Source organism: Psychrobacter sp. Sarcosine-02u-2, assembly GCF_002836335.1.
Taxonomy (GTDB): Bacteria; Pseudomonadota; Gammaproteobacteria; order Pseudomonadales; family Moraxellaceae; genus Psychrobacter; species Psychrobacter faecalis.
In genome coordinates this window covers 12,677-31,038 of sequence record NZ_PJBX01000111.1, presented here as the reverse complement: position 1 = coordinate 31,038, position 18,362 = coordinate 12,677, and the positions used below count along the sequence as shown (strand labels likewise).

The 18,362-nt window shown below is 39.1% G+C and carries 16 protein-coding genes; 14 read left to right on the top strand and 2 right to left on the bottom strand.

What is annotated here, in order from left to right:
* The 10 genes from wzy to CXF58_RS01775 form a co-directional block, all read left to right on the top strand.
* Window positions 1–826 (top strand): O-antigen polysaccharide polymerase Wzy (gene wzy, locus CXF58_RS01820; RefSeq protein WP_145989791.1); only part of this gene is annotated, 826 nt, incomplete at its 5' end.
* Complete coding sequence (locus CXF58_RS01815) at window positions 827–2,038, top strand: lipopolysaccharide biosynthesis protein (RefSeq protein ID WP_102076386.1); 1,212 nt, start codon at window positions 827–829, stop codon at window positions 2,036–2,038.
* Window positions 2,039–2,067: 29 nt separating this feature from the next.
* Window positions 2,068–3,171 carry a glycosyltransferase gene (locus tag CXF58_RS01810; RefSeq protein ID WP_102076385.1) on the top strand — a complete coding sequence of 368 codons (1,104 nt, stop codon included), beginning with the start codon at window positions 2,068–2,070 and terminating at the stop codon, window positions 3,169–3,171.
* A 96-nt stretch (window positions 3,172–3,267) separates the two neighbouring features.
* Window positions 3,268–4,404 (top strand): glycosyltransferase family 4 protein, encoded by a 1,137-nt coding sequence (locus CXF58_RS01805; protein ID WP_102076384.1) that lies wholly within the window; start codon window positions 3,268–3,270, stop codon window positions 4,402–4,404.
* Window positions 4,397–4,975 (top strand): acyltransferase, encoded by a 579-nt coding sequence (locus tag CXF58_RS01800; protein ID WP_102076383.1) that lies wholly within the window; start codon window positions 4,397–4,399, stop codon window positions 4,973–4,975. Before CXF58_RS01805 ends, CXF58_RS01800 begins: the two co-directional genes overlap by 8 nt.
* Entirely contained in the window at window positions 4,975–6,093 is a 1,119-nt protein-coding gene (locus tag CXF58_RS01795) for a glycosyltransferase (RefSeq protein ID WP_102076382.1), read from the top strand. Before CXF58_RS01800 ends, CXF58_RS01795 begins: the two co-directional genes overlap by 1 nt.
* Before the next feature lie 22 nt (window positions 6,094–6,115).
* Entirely contained in the window at window positions 6,116–7,636 is a 1,521-nt protein-coding gene (locus CXF58_RS01790; RefSeq protein WP_102076381.1) for a hybrid nucleoside-diphosphate sugar epimerase/sugar transferase, read from the top strand.
* A gap of 38 nt (window positions 7,637–7,674) precedes the next feature.
* On the top strand, window positions 7,675–9,129 hold the full coding sequence (locus tag CXF58_RS01785) for a capsule assembly Wzi family protein (RefSeq protein WP_102076380.1): 1,455 nt from the start codon (window positions 7,675–7,677) through the stop codon (window positions 9,127–9,129).
* Window positions 9,130–9,400: 271 nt separating this feature from the next.
* Window positions 9,401–10,306, top strand: a complete 906-nt coding sequence (gene folD, locus CXF58_RS01780; RefSeq protein ID WP_102076379.1) for a bifunctional methylenetetrahydrofolate dehydrogenase/methenyltetrahydrofolate cyclohydrolase FolD — start codon at window positions 9,401–9,403, stop codon at window positions 10,304–10,306.
* Between the two features lie 95 nt (window positions 10,307–10,401).
* Window positions 10,402–10,884 carry a phosphate-starvation-inducible protein PsiE gene (locus CXF58_RS01775; RefSeq protein WP_102076388.1) on the top strand — a complete coding sequence of 161 codons (483 nt, stop codon included), beginning with the start codon at window positions 10,402–10,404 and terminating at the stop codon, window positions 10,882–10,884.
* 122 nt (window positions 10,885–11,006) lie between these two features.
* Here the strand turns inward: CXF58_RS01775 and corA are convergent, their stop codons facing one another.
* Together corA and CXF58_RS01765 are read right to left on the bottom strand one after the other, a co-directional pair.
* Window positions 11,007–12,230, bottom strand: a complete 1,224-nt coding sequence (corA, locus tag CXF58_RS01770; protein ID WP_102076378.1) for a magnesium/cobalt transporter CorA — start codon at window positions 12,228–12,230, stop codon at window positions 11,007–11,009.
* A gap of 126 nt (window positions 12,231–12,356) precedes the next feature.
* Window positions 12,357–12,746 carry a DUF2237 family protein gene (locus tag CXF58_RS01765; RefSeq protein WP_068407701.1) on the bottom strand — a complete coding sequence of 130 codons (390 nt, stop codon included), beginning with the start codon at window positions 12,744–12,746 and terminating at the stop codon, window positions 12,357–12,359.
* Between the two features lie 499 nt (window positions 12,747–13,245).
* On the opposite strand from CXF58_RS01765, the gene CXF58_RS01760 reads away from it, so the two are divergent.
* The 4 genes from CXF58_RS01760 (at window position 13,246) to rlmN (ending at window position 18,360) form a co-directional block, all read left to right on the top strand.
* Window positions 13,246–14,562 carry an ATP phosphoribosyltransferase regulatory subunit gene (locus CXF58_RS01760; RefSeq protein WP_102076377.1) on the top strand — a complete coding sequence of 439 codons (1,317 nt, stop codon included), beginning with the start codon at window positions 13,246–13,248 and terminating at the stop codon, window positions 14,560–14,562.
* A 182-nt stretch (window positions 14,563–14,744) separates the two neighbouring features.
* Window positions 14,745–16,034: an adenylosuccinate synthase gene (locus CXF58_RS01755; protein ID WP_102076376.1), complete on the top strand. Its 1,290-nt coding sequence runs from the start codon at window positions 14,745–14,747 to the stop codon at window positions 16,032–16,034.
* A 298-nt stretch (window positions 16,035–16,332) separates the two neighbouring features.
* Window positions 16,333–16,764, top strand: a complete 432-nt coding sequence (gene ndk / locus CXF58_RS01750; RefSeq protein ID WP_102076375.1) for a nucleoside-diphosphate kinase — start codon at window positions 16,333–16,335, stop codon at window positions 16,762–16,764.
* A gap of 354 nt (window positions 16,765–17,118) precedes the next feature.
* On the top strand, window positions 17,119–18,360 hold the full coding sequence (rlmN, locus tag CXF58_RS01745; RefSeq protein WP_180952501.1) for a dual-specificity RNA methyltransferase RlmN: 1,242 nt from the start codon (window positions 17,119–17,121) through the stop codon (window positions 18,358–18,360).
* Window positions 18,361–18,362: the final 2 nt, after the last annotated feature.

Here is an 18,362-nt window from a genome sequence, read left to right as displayed (position 1 = left end):
CGCTATATACCAAGATAATAGCCAAATACCTATTTTAAATTTTGCTTTTGTTTATTTAAATCAAATCATAGGATTTCTTTTAGTTATTCTCTGTACATTAAAAAAATATGCAAAATTGGCGGTTTTTATATTTTTAATTTGGTCGTTAGTGGCTTTTCCTCTCGGTTTAAGAGGAGAAGTTATATTTCCTCTTGTAATTGCCTTGCCACTATTGGTTATAAATGGTGTTGTTAGAGTAAGCTATACCAAAGCAATTGTAGGTATAGCAACTATTTTAACTTTATCTTCTCTAGTATTTATATATAGAGGAGAAAGTGGGTCGAACAAAGAAATTGATGTGAGCCCTTTAGCTACTGTAGCAGAGTTAGGAGGATCATTAAGACCGGTGTATGAGGTGAGTAAATGGATTGATAATAAAGAAATGAAATATCAATATGGTGCCACTTATTATGCTCCATTCGAAAGAGCTTTTTTAAGGTTATTGCCTATAAAAGAAAGGGTATCAGCAGATGAAGATATGCGTCTTATGAACGTTGCTATTGCTAAAAAGGCAGGACCATATGGATTTTCTATTATAGCTGAGTCAAAAATAAATTTTAGTTGGTTAGGGGTTTTTTTTATAGGGTTATTTACCGGTATGATTTTGAAGGTAGTCGATAAAAGAATTAGTTTAGAAAGCTATGGCTTAATAGCTTTAAGTTTGGTTTTTGCTCTTTTCTTCCATATAAGGCAAAGCTTTGTAGGGGCTTTCGGCGTTTTTATAATAAACCTTGGTTTTGGTATTATTGTTGTAGTGTTAGTTAATTTAAGAAGAAAGGTTTCTTAGATGCGAATTAAATGGTTATTAGCAGGAAATATTATATATGCTTTGGGTCAATGGATTATAATAGTTTTATTGACTAGATCTTACTCTACTTTAGACTTAGGTCATTATTTCTTTGCTCTATCTCTTATAACTCCAATAGCTTTATTTCTTTCACTAAAATTGCCAAATTTAGTAGTAACATTAGATGAAAGATTGATAAAAGAATCTAATATTATTTTTGCTAGGCAGTTAATATCTTTTGCTATTGTATTCATTAGTTATATTTTATATTTTATTTTTTTTAAAGACAATACTACTTTTCTGTTAATTAGTTCAGTTTTAATATACAAAGTATTGGAGCAGAACGATGATATTAGAATTGCTTATTTACAAAAGGGTTACTGTTTTAGGGATATATTTTTAATAAAGTTTATTAGAACATTAGTTTACGTTTCCTTAGTATTCTTGTTTTCACTTGTTTTTGAAGAAATTGAGAAAAATTTATTTTTCGCGACAGTTTTTTACAGTTTTTACTGGCTAACTAAAAATAAAGAATACGTTTCAATAATACCCATTAAATCTCAAGTTAAGTTTTTCAGGGTCTATATAAGAAATGGAGTATACTTATCTTTAAGTTCTTCAATATCTTCTTTAAGTTCTAATGGCATTAAATTATATATTGGGTATACACTAGGTAGTTCGGTTTTAGCAGTATATGGAGTAATTGCATATAGCCAAACTGCTTTTTCAATTATTGTCTCTGCTCTTGGTCAGTATTTCCTACCTTATTTTGTAAAAAGTGCTAAAAACTACTTAATGTTCAAAGCATATTTGCTAAAGTCTCAATTATCTATATTTATAATAGGTACGGTAAGTATCGGAATTAGCTATTATTTTGGTGGCTCAATATTAAGTATAGTTTATGGCGAAGAATATCGAAAATATGAATTGTTTTTAACACTTATATTTATATCTACTTTATTCAAATCTTCTGGTTCTTTAATTGGGACTGCGATGACCTCCGTTCGTATATATAACTTTCAATTAAAATTTACAATAATATCTTTAGTTCTTACAGCTATTTTAATCCCATTTTTTATTGAGTATTTTGGGGCTTTTGGAGCATACTATTGTATAGTTATCGTTAGTATTATAGAGTGGCTTTTATACATATTATTTGCAAAAGAAAGTTTGATAAAAAAATTAAAAAATAATAATAATTGGGTTTCTTAGCTATAAAAAAATTAAGGATATAAACTACTATGAAGTCTATTAATATAGTATTTTTTATAAGTAACTTAGATAGTGGAGGGATAGAAAACTATTTGTTAAGGTATTTGAAATATCAAAGCCATAGTTTTAAAGAAATTTACATTTATTGTAAAAGTGGTAATGGAGGAGAGTTAGAATCTGAGTATTTATCCATTCCTAATGTTCACATCGTAAAAAATAAAATCGGTTATTTAAATTTAAAACCTCTCTTTAAATTGATTGTTTTTTTTAAAAAAAATAAGATTGAAGCTGTTTGTGACTTTACTGGCAATTTTTCTGGTCTGGTTTTAATGACAGCCTACGTATCATGTATAAATAAGAGGATTGCACTATACCGCTCATCATCTGATCGCTTTAAAAAAAATATTATGCGTGCTATATATAATAAATTTTTGAACCGTCTTGTGCTTAAATTTGCAACCGATATTTTAGCTAACTCAAATGCTGGTTTAAAATACTTTTTCTCAAACGGTTTCGAAAATGACGTACGTTTTGAGGTAATACAAAATGGTGTTGATTCTAAAGATTATATATCTGAGACTAATACACTTAGAGATATGTTTGATATACCAAAGAGCGCCTTTGTTGTAGGGCATACAGGTAGATTTAACGAAGCAAAGAACCACTCTACTATAATAGAAGTGGCAAATATCTTAGTGAAGAAATATCCAGATATTTACTTTATTCTTTGTGGTAAAGGGGTTTGCTGCAACTTGCAACAAAATTTAAAAAAGATGGGTATATCGGATAAAGTGTTAGTTTTTGAAAATCGCCGAGATATTCCTGAGTTTCTAAATACGATGAATTGTTATTTTTTTCCTTCTTTAACTGAGGGGCAACCCAATGCCTTGATTGAAGCTATGATTTGTGGTATTCCTTACGTTGCCTCAGACATCGATCCGATCAAAGAAACAGTCTTTGGTTCAGATAATTTATTCCCTCCTAATAATATTGAAGCTTATGTAAAGGCTATAACATATATTCATAGTAATTATGCGGGGAGAGATAGGGAGCTTCAAACTAAGGCTATAGCTAAGTATGATCATAAAAATGCTTTTTCTAGATTTACCTCTAGAATTTATCAATCCCTTTAGATGTGATAATACATTAGTTTTAAGAGCTGAATTTAATGAGCAGTATGGTTTTAACATACTGATATAGTTTATAATTATAAACATATAAGGTGTCTAATGCATTATTCTAAGAATGTAGCTGTCTGCCTAGAACATAGGTTCTATCAAGTAGGTAATGACTTTTATACTAAGCTCTCTTTTCCTTATTATTATTGGAAAGATTACCTCACCTATTTCGACCATGTAACAGTAATAGCAAGAGCAAAAAAGGTTAGTAAAGTAGAAGAGGGTATGGTTTTAGTGAATGGTGAAAATGTGGACTTCTATCCTTTACCCTACTATATTGGGATTAAACAGTTTGTCCCTAAAGTACCTTCATTATTAACTTCGTTATATAAAGCTTCCTCCAATCATAGTCACTTTCTTTTGAGAAGCGGCAACGCAACAAACATTCTATTCTTTATTTTACTAGCTTCCCGCAAACCTTTTATTAGAGAGTACCCCGGTAATATAGAGGAGGGTATTATTGGATTTGCAGGTGGTGGTATGGGTATTAAGTTGTTAGCAAAATCACTTAATACACTAGCAAAACTACAAGCACGCTCTTCAAAAGCTAATAGCTTTGTAAGTGAGTATTGCCGCGAACTATATGGTAGTAACAAACCCAGTATTGTTTTTTCTAGCTTTAAGTCCAGTGAGATTTCTATTAGAAAATCTAATTATAAAATAGGAGATAAGATACATTTAGTATCTATGGGTAGGCTAGAAGGCGAGAAGGGTCATATAAACTTACTAAAAGCTCTTAATGGTTTAACTAATGTTCATTTGCATTTAATAGGAGACGGTAGCCAACGTGAGACTTTATGTAATTACGCTCTAGAAAATAATATTGACGTAACTTTTTATGGAATGCTGACTGATAGAAATAAGATTTTTTCTATCATATGTGATTCTGATATATTCATTATACCCTCCTTTACTGAAGGGATGCCTAGAGCCTTACTTGAAGCGATGACAATGGGACTTCCTTGTATTGGCTCTAATGTCGGCGGCATTCCTGAAGTCCTAGAAGTGGATGCTTTATATGACTCTAAAAATATTAAACAATTAGCTGAAAGGATCAGTAATCTAATAGATGATCAGTATAAAAGAGAGTTAATGGGGCAAAGGAATAGGGATTTTGTTGTAGATAACTACAGTGATGAAGCATTAAGTAAAAAGAAACATAGGTTTTGGAGCAAATTGTATGAGTAAGTTGTCGAAAGAGTTAGCCTATCAGATGAGATATGCATTACCATTTTGGTCTACTAGTTTAGCATTAAATTGGCTTCCAGATATTTCTCCTAGCCTTAAACTAAGAGGGTTTTGCTTATCATTAATATTACCTAATCGTCCTAAAAACCTTCTAATTGGAAGGGATGTTACTTTATTATCTATAAATCGACTAAAACTGGGGAATAATATATATATTGCTAAAGGGTCATGGATTAACGCAATTGGTGGTATCGAGTTTGAGGATGAAGTTGTTTTAGCTCCTTATGTCGTTATGTCTTCTAGTAATCATGGTTTCAAAGAGGGTTCTGTTCAAAGAGGAGGAGCACATCCTGCACCTATCAAAATCGGCTTTGGTAGTTGGATAGCTGCTCATTCAGTAATTGCTGCTGGTGTCACTATTGGTAAAGGTAATTTAATTGCTGCTAATTCCGTAGTAACTAGAGACACCTTAGATAATGTAGTGGTTGCAGGTGCGCCGGCAAAAGAAATAAAAGAACGAATCGACAATCCTTCTACTATTACTAGTAAGCATGATATTGAGGTTAATTAATGACTAGACCTAAAGTTTGCTTTGTTTTAACAGATGCAGTTTCCTATCAAATGTTGTGTCGTGGACAGTTTGAGTATTTTCGAGAAAACTCTAATTTCGATATTACTTTTATCTCAGGTGGTAGTAAACAGGATTTCGATAAACTACGTGAACGACAAGTAGGTAAGGTACTTGATGCTAAATTAGTCCGCAAACCCTCAGTCATTAAAGATATCAAAGCTTTGATAACTCTTACCTCCTTTTTCTCTGCTAATCGTTTTGATTTAGTAGTGTACTCAACTCCTAAAGCACTGTTACTAGGTAGTATAGCTACCTTGATAACACGGCATAACAATACAATTGCCATTATTAGAGGTAGAGCTTATGAAAATTTTTTTGGCAGAAAAAGAAAGCTTTATCAACTCTTAGACAAACTATCTTTATCGACATCAAAAAGAGTCGTTTTTATTTCAGAATCTCTAAAGGAAGCTTATTTAAACGAAGGCTTAATAAGCCCAACTAAGTCTTATTTATTAGGTTCAGGCTCTTCAAATGGTGTTAATACTGATAAATTTCAACCTAGAAACCTTGTTCATGACCAACCGTTTACGGTTTTAATAGCAGGTCGGATTTGTGTCGATAAAGGGATTTATGACTTTGCAGAAATTATTACCCACATTCAGAATAAAAATATTATTTTCAAACTTGTGGGGCCAATTGAGGATTTTTCTTCGGAAGCATTATTATCATCATTGATGTCTGACAACCCTAGTATTATACATATCCCTTACACCGATAGTATTGAAGATCACTTTATAGAAGCCGACCTCCATTTATTCTTAACTCATCGAGAAGGGTTTGGAAATGTTGCCATCGAAGCTGCTAGCTGTGGTATTCCAACTTTTGCTTATGATGTTATTGGTGTCAAAGATAGTGTAAAAGAAGGGGTTAGTGGCAAAAAATTTAGTTTCAAAGATACAGCATCTATAGCCGAAGCTATTGATAAAGCTTCTATAGATCCACACTTTAATCAGAGATATACTTTAGCGAGAGAATGGGCTATTGAGAACTTTGATCAAGAAAAGGTTTGGAATAATTATTTAAGTTTTTATAATTCAGTATTGAAGGAAAGTAGTTAAAATACTGACAACAGGATTAAGAATGAATATTTTAGTAACAGGCGCTAATGGTTTTGTAGGTGAATCAATAGTTAAACGTTTATTGACTACAGAGTATCAAACTATAGCTAGTGTACGTAAGTTACCAAAGTTGCAGCAAGATTGCGAATATAGACTTATAAACAATTTAGAAGATAACAGTAATTTAACTAGTGTCCTAAGAGATATCGATGTCATTATTCATTCAGCTGCTCGCGTGCATATGATGGATGACAAGTCTGCTGATCCTCTAACTGAGTTCCGTAAAGTAAATGTTGAGGGTACTTTAAATCTAGCTCGTCAAGCTGTTGAATCAGGTGTAAAGCGATTTATATTTATCAGCTCAATCAAAGTCAATGGCGAAGCAACAGAGCTTGGTAGACCTTATACCGAAGGTTCTAAACCTAATCCTATCGATCCGTATGGTGTCTCCAAATACGAAGCTGAGCAAGGTTTAGTAAAAATCGCGGATACAACTGCGTTAGAAGTTGTGATTATTCGTCCTAGTTTGGTATATGGTGAAAATGTCAAAGGTAACTTCCATTCTTTAATGAAATGGAATTATAAAGGTATTCCTCTGCCAATAGGTGGCATTAAGCAGAACTTACGTAGCTTAGTGTCTGTAGACAACTTGGTTGATTTTATTGTTACCTGTATCGAGCATAAGGATGCTAAAAACGAAGTGTTTTTAATATCTGACGATGATGATATATCTACAGCTGCTTTGTTAGAAGAGATATCAAAAGGTCTGGGTGTCAAAAATAAAGCGGTAAATATACCTGCTAAATTTATTAACACGGCAGCAAGTGCGATTGGCAAGTCAGGTGTGGCTCAAAGACTGTCAGGCTCATTACAAGTAGATATTAGTAAGGCAAAAACCTTATTAGGTTGGCATCCTAAGTATTCTACTAGCGAGTCGATTCAAAAGACTGCTAGATCTTATAAATCAAACTTAATGGCTCCTAAGTCAATGGTTTTTCAGCGACCCTTAGATATCGTTTTTTCAGCGACCGGTCTAGTAGCAGCCTCACCGTTATTAATTGGTGCAACTGCTATTGGTTATTTGGATACAGGTTCGCCTTTGTTTATCCAAGAGAGGGTAGGAAAAGATCAGAAACCATTTAAACTGATTAAATTCCGTACTATGAAGGTAGATACAGCTTCTGTGGCTAGTCACTTAGCTGATAACAGCTCAATCACTAAACTGGGCAGAGTATTGCGTAAAACAAAGCTAGATGAGCTACCACAGCTTATTAACGTATTAAAAGGTGAGATGAGTTTGGTAGGTCCAAGACCCAACTTGTTTAATCAAAAAGACCTTATCGAAGCTAGAGAAGAGATGGGAGTTTATAACGTCTTACCAGGTATCACGGGTCTGGCTCAATTGAGTGGCATCGATATGTCTACGCCCGAACGCTTAGCTAAAAAAGACAAAGAAATGATTGATACTCTCAATCTTAAAAGTTATTTTTCTTATATACTGAGTACTGCTTTAGGTAAAGGTAGTGGCGACGCAGTTAAATGAAAAACAATATAATTTCAGTCATTTGGAAATAATCTATCATGTATAAAAAGCTAAGTCTGATCCTAAGTTTGAGTGTCCTATCATCAATATCGATGCTAGCATCTGCACAAAACCTATATATGAACGATCTCAAGCTTAAGGCCGATCTCGACTGGCTCAATGCTCAAGGGGTTGCGCAGATTAGTACTAGTACATGGCCGCTAACTACCAATGAGATCAAGCGCGCTTTAAATACGGCGAACGCCCAGACGCCAGCGCAGCAGCAGATCCTGCAGTCGGTACAAACGCGCCTAGCTCAAAACCGCAATTCTGTGGTAAAAGGGTCGGCGGCACTGCACGTACAAACCGATAGAGATCAGCTACCACAAAAATTTGCAGATGATAAGCTGGCGGGTCAACAAGCAAGCGTTGGGGTGTCACTTAGCGAAACAGAGTGGGAATTTAATCTACAAGCCAATTTAAAAAATGACAAACTCATTGAAGATGGCTCAGACGTTAGCTTTGAAGGCTCGTACCTTGCTGGTACCGCAGCCAATCAGTGGTTAATAGCAGGTAAGATTCCAACGTGGTGGGGCCCTGGGCATGATGGTAGCCTTATTCGAGGCGATGCAAGCTTACCAGTTGCAGGTTTTACGATGCAGCGGGATAAACAAACTGCGCCGACATCACAATATTTATCGTGGGTTGGACCTTGGCAATATCAGCTATTTGCCGGTCAGCTAGAGGATTATGAGGCGATTCCTGATGCTAAGCTATTTGGTATGCGCCTAACAGCTAATCCTACAGACTGGTTAGAATTAGGGGCTTCACGTACCTTTATGTGGGGCGGTGAGGGTCGTCCACAGAGTTTTAGCTCTTTTACTGATGCTTTATTAGGAACCAAAGATAACGAAGCAACTAATAGTATAGAGGCGGCTGATGACCCAGCTAATCAACTGGGTGGTTTTGATGCGCGCTTAAATTTAGCACCATTGGTGAATATTCCTGCAGGTGTTTATGCTCAATATGTGGGTGAAGATGAAGCAGGCGGCTTGCCTGCTAAAAATATGTATTTAGCTGGTGTTGATTATGCTTCTGCTGCTTATGGTAAGCCGTACCAACTGTATGCAGAGTATACAGACACTCGTTCTAGTGGTGAGGTAAAAGGCGTTTCTTATGACCACTTTATCTATACAGACGGCTATTATCAGCAAGGTTTTCCATTAGGATATGCACTAGGCGGTGATGCGGAAAGTATTGCGCTTGGTGGTCGCTTATGGCTCGATAACCGTAATTTCATTAATGCAAAAGTACAACATGCCAAGGTGAATCAAGCGGATGAACCTATTAATAAAGCCTTTCCAACGACTGATAAGTTGACCAGTATTGATGTGGCTTGGGAGCATCAATACAATCCAAAGACGCTGATATCTAGTAGGCTGTGGGCAGTCGACTCTGATATTCAGTCCACTGATGTTGGAGTAGGCGTAGGTATTGAGCTGCAAACTTATTAAATCACTGTTTAATAAGTTTAAGGAAGTTTTCGAACATAAAAAGTCGGTCTATTATAATTAATAGGCCGATTTTTTATAGTGAGTTTACTGTTTTTAAAGTCTCTACTGTCAATAGGGCGCTAGGATTTCTTAGCTCAGACAGGTACAATATAGTCTCGATCAACGGTCAAAAAGAATTGACCGAGCATAAGACAGGCATGCAAAAACTTGCAGGCGCTGTCTTTATTTTTATCGCACCCTATTTTTTATCGCACCCTTTATTGGAGTTACTATGTCAATTGCGTCTATTACGTCAACTGCCCGAGGATCTGCTACCGTTTTGGACGGTAAAGCACTTGCTAAACAAATAGAACAGCAACTGAGTGAGCGTGTAGACGCTATCAAAGATAAGACCGGACGTACTCCAAGTTTAGCGACGATATTGGTCGGTGACGATCCTGCTTCTGCAACTTATGTACGTATGAAAGGCAATGCTTGTAAACGTGTCGGCATGGACTCTATACGCGTTGAAATGCCAAGTGCGACAACGACCGAAGAGCTGATGGCAAAAATAGATGAGCTCAATAATAATCCAGACGTCCACGGTATTTTATTGCAGCATCCAGTTCCGGCGCATATCGACGAGCGTGCTTGCTTTGAGCAGATTGACTTGGCAAAGGACGTCGATGGTGTGACTTGTTTGGGTTTTGGTCGTATGGCGATGCAGCAATCTGCTTACGGCTCATGTACGCCGCAAGGTATCATGCATTTATTAGCGCATTATAATATTGAGCTTGCAGGCAAAGAGGCCGTGGTCGTAGGGCGCAGTGCCATCTTGGGTAAACCAATGGCGATGATGCTATTAAATGCCAACTGCACGGTAACGATTTGCCATTCAAGAACGCAAGATTTAGAGTCACATATTAAACGCGCTGATATCGTCGTTGGGGCAGTAGGTGTACCTGAGCTGATCAAAGCTGATTGGATTAAAGCCGGGGCTGTGGTCATCGATGCAGGTTTTCATCCAACGGATAATGGCGGCGTTGGTGATATCGAGTTGCAAGGTATAGAAAATATTGCCAGTGCTTATACACCAGTTCCAGGTGGCGTTGGACCGATGACCATTAATACCCTTATTCGCCAAACCGTTGATGCAGCTGAAAAGTCTGCTGGTCTAGACAACAGTGCAGTCAGCTAATGAAGACGCTGTCCGAGCAAGAACCTGAACAGCTATCGACAGAGAAAAATAATAAAGCCTATCAAAGCAATGGTATCGATGTAGCAAATTCCAATATGGGTATCCATGAGCGCATGCAGCATATCGGCCGTGAGTTTGTCGATATCTGCCACTATATTATTTTATTTTTAATCAGTGTGGTGGTGGTTTGGACGGCTGGCAAAGAGTTCTTTTCTATTGTGCAAAAAGGCTCAGCAGATTTAAAAGATATTTTATTGCTATTTATTTATCTTGAACTGCTCGCTATGATTGGGATTTACTTTAAAACCCATCGTCTGCCAGTGCAGTTTTTGATATTTATTGCGATTACTGCTTTATCACGCCATTTGGTCGTCGATGTACAAGCGGTATCCGATAACTTTCATCTTTGGCTATTGGCAACGATTTCCTTTGCCATTATGGTACTGAGTGCGTCGATTGTGATATTAACGTGGACGGCGAAGATGTTTGGGCGACCAGAAGATTATTTGGATGATCATCAAATAAGTAGTACCGAGCATCATCTACCAAGCGTTGATAGTAAGCCTTATCGTAAATAAGGTTTTTTCAAAAAACATCATTATTGAATGGCTTTCAATAAATGCTGCGAATAAATGGTTTTTAATAAAAAAAGGGTTGCCAATTAAATGGCAGCCCTTTTTTTGTCTGAAATTCTCTTAAATTACAGCCAACCCAAGCGTTTAAAGTTAAAGTATAAAAAGCTACACAGTGAGATGATAACTGCCATGATAACAAGGTAAGAATACTGCCAATGTAGCTCTGGCATAAAATCAAAGTTCATGCCATAGATACCAGCAATCGCTGTCGGTACGGCCAAAATACCAGCCCAAGCAGCGAGTTTACGTACCACCTCATTCTGTCCCATATTTACCATGGCGAGGTAAGTATTCATGACCACGCTAAGCATTTCATTTAAGCCATTAATCGCATCTAAAGAATGTAGTAAATGGTCATTCACATCTCGGAAATAAGGTTTTGCAGCATGGGAAAACGGCGATATCAAATCGCTTTTATCGTGATTAATAAAGAAACTACAGATATCTTGCACCGGCAAAATCACCGCACGCATATGCACCAGCTGGGATTTTAGTTCATACAGATTTCTAAGCGTTTCTTTATTAAACTCATAAGTAAAAATGTTACGTTCTTGCTCACGCAGATAACTGCCTAAGCGATCGGTAATCGGCATATAGTTATCGACGATAAAATCGAGAATGGCATGCAGGACAAAGATAGGTCCCATGCGCAGCTTTTCTGGGCGACGATGGCAGTGTTCGCGCACCGGCGCATAAGAGTTCGATGGCCCATTACGAATGGTAATCAGATAGTTTTTGCCCATAAATATCGCCGTGGTGCCATAGCGAATGACGTTGTCTTCAAGTTTGGCGGTACGCAGCACCACAAATATCATGTCATTGTCGTAGTTTTCAACCTTGGCGCGCTGATGATCAGCAAAAGCGTCTTCAATCGCCAACTCGTGCAGCTCAAAGGCATCTCTCACTTTTACCATGGTCTCTAAACTTGGGTCATAAAGACCCAGCCAGATAAATTGCCCGCTATTACTTAAAGCGCGACTGACATCATTTAGGCCGATTTTATTGACTTTTTCGCCAGTTTTACGCGAGTAGGCGTAGCAATTGACCACTTCATCAACGCTCGATAAGTCGATATCTTCATAGCGCTCAGAGTCGGGATCATAGACGGTCATTGTCTCAATCGTATCTTCGACCGTCGCATCGGCGTCGCCATAAATATAGCTGTCATAGCTGGCGTAATTATCTAAATAAGAGCGCTCATCGCCCATACTGGTGTCGATAAGGCTGACATTAGAGTCAGGTGTGATACGCGTTGTCGGTTTGACAATCAGGTCATCATCTTGGTTCATACCTTCTCCTTTAGTCGGTGGCTAATATTAAATAAATGTTAAATAAACGTGAAAATGACATGGGCTAAAACATCTTTAGCCTATTAATTTATGTCCCTCACCTTTTTTATATTGCTTCTCTGCAAATTACAATGCATAGCGTTTTAGCGTGTCGATATCAACCAAACTTAATAAGCTTTCATGACAGGCTTCGAGCTTTATCTGCGGGGCAATATCGAAGTCTAATGCTTCAACCCAGCGTAGCGCGCAGATACACCAGTAATCACCAGGTTGCAGGCCAGAAAAACCATACTCAGGCAGCGGCGTAATCAAGTCATTACCGCGACTGGCAGAAAAGTTTAAAAATTCACTGGTCATCTTCGCGCAGACGGTATGCTGACCGACGTCATGGTTACCGGTATGACAAAAGCCATTGCGGTAATAGCCAGTAATAGGGTCAAAACAACAGCTAGCAAGGGCAGTGCCAAGGACGTTGGTTTGGTTGATGGCAGGGTTTGGGTGGTAATCAGATGACATAAGGCTTTCCGAGATAAAAATATGCTTTAGTGTAACATGAGTCTAGCGATAAGGCCTTATCAAGCAACAGATGGTAAACGCTTTACAAGGTTTAAGTACGGTTTATGAGTCAGGCCGCTTCTTTGTTAAAGAATAAGTTTAGGAGACAATGAGTTTAATACATCATGCGTTTGAAAAATAATTAGATGGCAATTGGGTTCAATTGTCACTAGGCGAAGCTTGACTGCTATGCTAAACTAAAGCATAAAGTGCCTTGATTATTTATCATAGTTTTCTATCGCATAAATTTTAGCGCATAAAGATACTCGTCTTATCATCCTAACTTATACTTATTACTCACCCTTTTGCGGTCACCTAGTTTGCTTATAGATAATTGGGTCGGTGATGTTGCGCGTCAAAAATACAAAACGCCTTATATCACTGCCATTATGAATACGACTTTTTAGTACCGCATCAGTACCGCGTTTTTGGTAAGCGCTACGCCAAACAAGGATTCATTGTGTCTGTCAGTTCTGATTCTGCAAAACCTGCCCAGTCAAATACGACAAAACCAGCGGCGACCCAGCCTGCTGATAACCGTGCTGCCGCTAATGGTCTGCCATATCTAAGCAATTTTGCCAGCGACGTTGCCAATAATAGCTGGCTGCTGCCTGACGGGGTCGTCGATGTGCTGTTTGAAGATGCCCATAAGCAAGAGGTCCTGAGACATCAATTGATCCAGCAGCTGATCAGTCATGGCTATGAGTTGGTCAATCCGCCCATGATTGAGTTTACCGAATCGTTATTGAGTGAAGCCTCAGAAGATTTAAAGCGCCAAACCTTTAAGATTATTGATCAGCTGACCGGTCGTTTGATGGGCGTGCGCGCCGATATTACGCCACAGATTTTGCGTATTGATGCCCATCACGGCGGTCATGGTATTGCGCGTTATTGCTATGCAGGCGACGTCATCCATACCTTACCTTCAGGGCTCTTTGGCTCACGTACACCGCTACAGCTCGGTGCGGAGATATTTGGTTGCGGCGAGCTTGCAGCTGATATTGAGCTGATAGATGTACTGTTTAGTATGGTCAATAGCTTAGATATGAGCGCAGCGCTACATATTGACTTGGGTCATGTGGCGATATTTAAGCGCTTGGCAGCATTGGCTGAGTTGTCGGATAATGACACCGAGCAGTTGATGCATCTTTATGCCAATAAAAATTTACCTGAGCTAAAACGTGTCTGCCAGCTATTGACAATGGGTAATGATTTTTACGCATTGGCGCGCTTTGGTCATGATATGGCAAAACTGTTAGACACGCTGTCAGATACGGCTAAGCAAGATACGCATATCGTGACGGCTGTCGATGAGTTGCAACGTCTAAAGGCCCATTTAGAAACGCAGTGGCAGACGCCAGTCAGTATCGATGTGACCGAACTGTCGGGCTATCATTATCATACGGGTATTATCTTTAACGGCTATATCAATAGCGAAACCCAGCCGCTGGTACGTGGTGGGCGCTTTGATGGTATGCAAAGTGTTGGTCAATTAAGCGTAAAGCAGCCCCGTCAAGCGACAGGCTTTAGTATGGATGTCAGCCGTTTGTTGGCGCATACGCAGCTTGAGTTACCAATTATTGTATTGGTTGATTATGAGGCTTTACAGCACGCTAATGCTGATAAAGCGCAAATGCAGAATCTATTACAACAGGTCACAAGTTTACGTCAGCAAGGTTACCGCGTCACTATGCCATTAACGGCTGATGACCGTCCAACAGCGCTGACGCATCGTTTAAACTTTGTAGATAATGAGTGGCGTCTAGAAGCGGTTTAAATTTAAAAAAACCGTTACGCTCACAATTAGTTTGCATAAGGCTCATTTATTGAAGCTTATTTATTAAATTTTGAAAAACAGACAGTGAATAACATATCATTTCTTAGTGCTAATTAAGTTTTGCTAGGTTGTTTTAAAATTATTGCTGCACACACCTCAATACATAAAGGTAAGGATTAATCATGGGTAAGAATGTCGTAGTTTTGGGTAGCCAATGGGGCGATGAAGGTAAAGGTAAAATCGTTGATTTACTGACCGAAAAAGCCTCAGCCGTTGCACGTTTCCAAGGCGGGCATAATGCCGGTCACACCTTAGTTGTCGATGGCAAAACCACCATCCTACATCTGATTCCTTCAGGTATCTTGCGTGAAGGCGTAACGTGCTTCATCGGTAACGGCGTGGTGCTAGCACCTGACGCTCTATTAAAAGAGATGAAAGCTCTAGAAGAAAAGAATGTGCCAGTCCGTGAGCGCCTACGTATTTCACCAAACTGTCCATTGATTATGCCTTATCACGTGGCGCTTGACCAAGCACGCGAAGCTAAGCGCGGCACGGGCAAAATCGGTACCACAGGTCGCGGTATTGGTCCAGCTTATGAGGATAAAGTTGCGCGCCGTGCAATTAAACTTGCTGACTTGTTCCGTGATGACTTAGAAGAAAAACTACGTAATTTAATTGAATATCATAATTTCCAACTGACTCAGTACTATAAAGTTGATGCCATTGATTTTGATGAGACGTTTAAGCTTTGCCAAGAGTGGAAAGAAGAGATTAAAGGTATGGTTACTGATGTAACAGAAGACCTAAACCAATTACGTCTTGCTGGCAAAAACCTAATGTTTGAAGGTGCGCAAGGTACCTTGCTTGATATCGACCATGGTACTTACCCGTTTGTGACCAGCTCTAGTGTCACTGCGGGCGGTGTATCGACTGGTACGGGTATCGGTCCCTTGTATTTAGACTATGTATTGGGTATCACTAAAGCCTATACTACGCGTGTTGGTAGTGGTCCATTCCCAACTGAATTGTTTGATGATGTTGGTGCTCATTTGGCCAAAGTCGGTCATGAGTTTGGTGCAACCACCGGCCGCGCGCGTCGCTGTGGTTGGTTTGATGCTGAATCATTACGCCGTGCCGTGGTACTAAACTCTATGTCAGGTATCTGTCTAACCAAGCTTGACGTATTAGACGGTCTAGAAGAACTGCTAATCGGTGTCGGTTATAACTTACCTGAGACGGAGTGTGCAGGCGCACATGATGCTGAATTCTATGAGTCAGTCACGCCTAAGTACGAAACCCTACAAGGCTGGAGTGAATCAACCGTTGGTATCACAAGCTATGATGACCTACCAGAAAACGCCAAGATTTACATCAAACGTATTGAAGAGTTGATTGGTTGCCCAGTTGATATCATCTCAACCGGTCCTGACCGTGAAGAAACGATTGTATTGCGCGATCCGTATGATGCTTAAATATTAGCTGGCTTTGATTGAATAATAAAACCCTAATGCTGAGCATTGGGGTTTTTTAGTAGAAATAAATTATAAATATTTGCTAAATGAGCGTTAAATTCTGGCTTTATGCAAGTGACTTTCCTAAATTAACCCTATCATTTATATCGTCAACCATTATAATAGGCAGCAATCCTGTGTTGGCACTCAGGTTGCCGCATTGGCAAATAAAAATGGCTTAATTTAGCCGATACCAACACAGTGACCAAAGACATAACAATTTATTTCTTATCCAACCCACTCTTAATAGGAGCTTTTCATGGCTAACGAACGTACTTTATCTATCATCAAACCTGACGCAGTAGCTGGTAACCACATCGGCGCTATCTACGACCGTTTTGAAAAAGCGGGTCTAAAAATTGTTGCCGCTAAAATGCTACAACTTGATGATGAAAAAGCAGGCGGTTTTTACGCTGAGCACGCTGAGCGTCCATTTTACAACGACCTAAAATCTTTCATGATGTCAGGTCCAGTATTGGTATCAGTGCTAGAAGGCGAAAACGCAATCGCTAAGCACCGTGAAATCATGGGCGCAACTAACCCAAAAGACGCTGCTGAAGGCACTATCCGTGCTGACTTCGCTAGCAGCATCGATGAAAACGCCGTTCATGGTTCAGATTCAGCGGAATCAGCAGCCCGTGAAATCAGCTATTTCTTCAATGAAGATGAAGTTTGTGCACGTACGCGTTAATAGCAGCAGTTATTGATAATCGCTTTGATGCTGGTTATCGATAATTAGTGTAGCAAGACGGCTTATATCTTTTGGTATAAGCCGTTTTAGCTATAATAGTTTGATTCTATATTGAAATTCTTAAAGATCTGCCTCATTATTAGTTTTACGAGCATTATCAATCCCTTATCAGCATATTGTCATGATGTTTTTATAAAATTTATGTGTTTATAGATATTTTGATAAAAGAAGCGGATAAAAATGCGCTCATAACGGATTGCTTATGCCCTCATACATCAGATGTATGATTAACTGGCAACGCCCATCTCAATAATTGCAGCGCTTATTTTAGTGGCTGCAAAAAGGTTACCTATTATGTCCACTCTCGAAACTCCTATCCAACATATCCCAGCACAGACTGCTAAAAAGCCTGCCAATAGCATCAAGCTTGTCGATGAAGCACAAGCGAAAACCAACTTATTGGGCATGACGCAAGCACAACTGGCGGATTATTTTAAGAGCATCGGCGAAAAGCCGTTTCGTGCAACGCAAGTGATTAAATGGATTTATCAGCATGGGGTGACCGATTTTGAGCAAATGACCAATTTGAGCAAATCCTTGCGTGATAAATTATCCGCCCATGCTTGTGTCATGCCGCCAAAGGTCATTCATCGTCAATATAGCGATGATGGCACGCGTAAGTGGGTCTTTGAAGTCACGGGTGGTTCATTGGTTGAGACGGTATTGATTCCGGCAGATGATAGCAAGCTGAACGGTCGCAAAACCTTATGTATATCCTCGCAAGTTGGCTGCGCGCTAGACTGTAGTTTCTGCAGTACTGGTAAGCAGGGTTTCGAGCGTGATTTAACGCCTGCTGAAATTATTGGGCAGTTATGGGTGGCGAACGCCTCTTATATGAGCGATGACAATGACAGTTTGGAAAACGTTGACCATAGTTTATGGGAAAATAACGTCACCAACGTCGTGATGATGGGCATGGGTGAGCCTTTATTAAATTACAAACCCGTGGTTGGCTCGATGGAGCTGATGCTAAGCGATCATGCTTACGGTTTATCAAAACGCCGTGTGACGCTATCGACTTCAGGCGTGGTGCCAAAAATGTACCAATTGGCGCAAGATATTGATGTGGCATTGGCGATATCCTTGCATGCACCAAACGATGAGCTACGTAATGAGCTGGTGCCGATTAATAAAAAATATCCGTTAGATGAACTGATTGCCGCGGCAAAAAACTATGTATATGATGTCAATCCGCGTCATAAAAAGCATGTCACGATTGAATATGTCATGCTTGATGGCGTCAATGATAGCAATGAGCACGCCCATCAGCTGGTGGCATTATTAAAAGATTTGCCAAGTAAGATTAACCTGATTCCGTTTAACCCGTTCCCGCATGCGCCGTATGATAAATCGAGCAATAACCGCATTCATGCCTTTAGCGATATTTTAAGCCAAGCGGGTTTTGTGTGTACCATTCGCCAAACGCGCGGTGATGATATCGATGCCGCTTGTGGTCAATTGGTTGGACAAGTGGCGGATAGAACGCGTCGTTCAGCAGCGTGGCAGCAAAGTATTAAAGATCGGGAAACTATTTAATG

Coding starts and splice junctions, on each gene's coding strand:
- CXF58_RS01795 (WP_102076382.1), top strand. CDS start 4,975: ATGACTAGACCTAAAGTTTGCTTTGTTTTAACAGATGCAGTTTCCTAT.
- CXF58_RS01785 (WP_102076380.1), top strand. CDS start 7,675: ATGTATAAAAAGCTAAGTCTGATCCTAAGTTTGAGTGTCCTATCATCA.
- rlmN (WP_180952501.1), top strand. CDS start 17,119: ATGTCCACTCTCGAAACTCCTATCCAACATATCCCAGCACAGACTGCT.
- corA (WP_102076378.1), bottom strand. CDS start 12,230: ATGAACCAAGATGATGACCTGATTGTCAAACCGACAACGCGTATCACA.
- CXF58_RS01790 (WP_102076381.1), top strand. CDS start 6,116: ATGAATATTTTAGTAACAGGCGCTAATGGTTTTGTAGGTGAATCAATA.
- CXF58_RS01765 (WP_068407701.1), bottom strand. CDS start 12,746: ATGTCATCTGATTACCACCCAAACCCTGCCATCAACCAAACCAACGTC.
- ndk (WP_102076375.1), top strand. CDS start 16,333: ATGGCTAACGAACGTACTTTATCTATCATCAAACCTGACGCAGTAGCT.
- CXF58_RS01775 (WP_102076388.1), top strand. CDS start 10,402: ATGGGTATCCATGAGCGCATGCAGCATATCGGCCGTGAGTTTGTCGAT.
- CXF58_RS01815 (WP_102076386.1), top strand. CDS start 827: ATGCGAATTAAATGGTTATTAGCAGGAAATATTATATATGCTTTGGGT.
- CXF58_RS01810 (WP_102076385.1), top strand. CDS start 2,068: ATGAAGTCTATTAATATAGTATTTTTTATAAGTAACTTAGATAGTGGA.
- CXF58_RS01805 (WP_102076384.1), top strand. CDS start 3,268: ATGCATTATTCTAAGAATGTAGCTGTCTGCCTAGAACATAGGTTCTAT.
- CXF58_RS01755 (WP_102076376.1), top strand. CDS start 14,745: ATGGGTAAGAATGTCGTAGTTTTGGGTAGCCAATGGGGCGATGAAGGT.
- folD (WP_102076379.1), top strand. CDS start 9,401: ATGTCAATTGCGTCTATTACGTCAACTGCCCGAGGATCTGCTACCGTT.
- CXF58_RS01800 (WP_102076383.1), top strand. CDS start 4,397: ATGAGTAAGTTGTCGAAAGAGTTAGCCTATCAGATGAGATATGCATTA.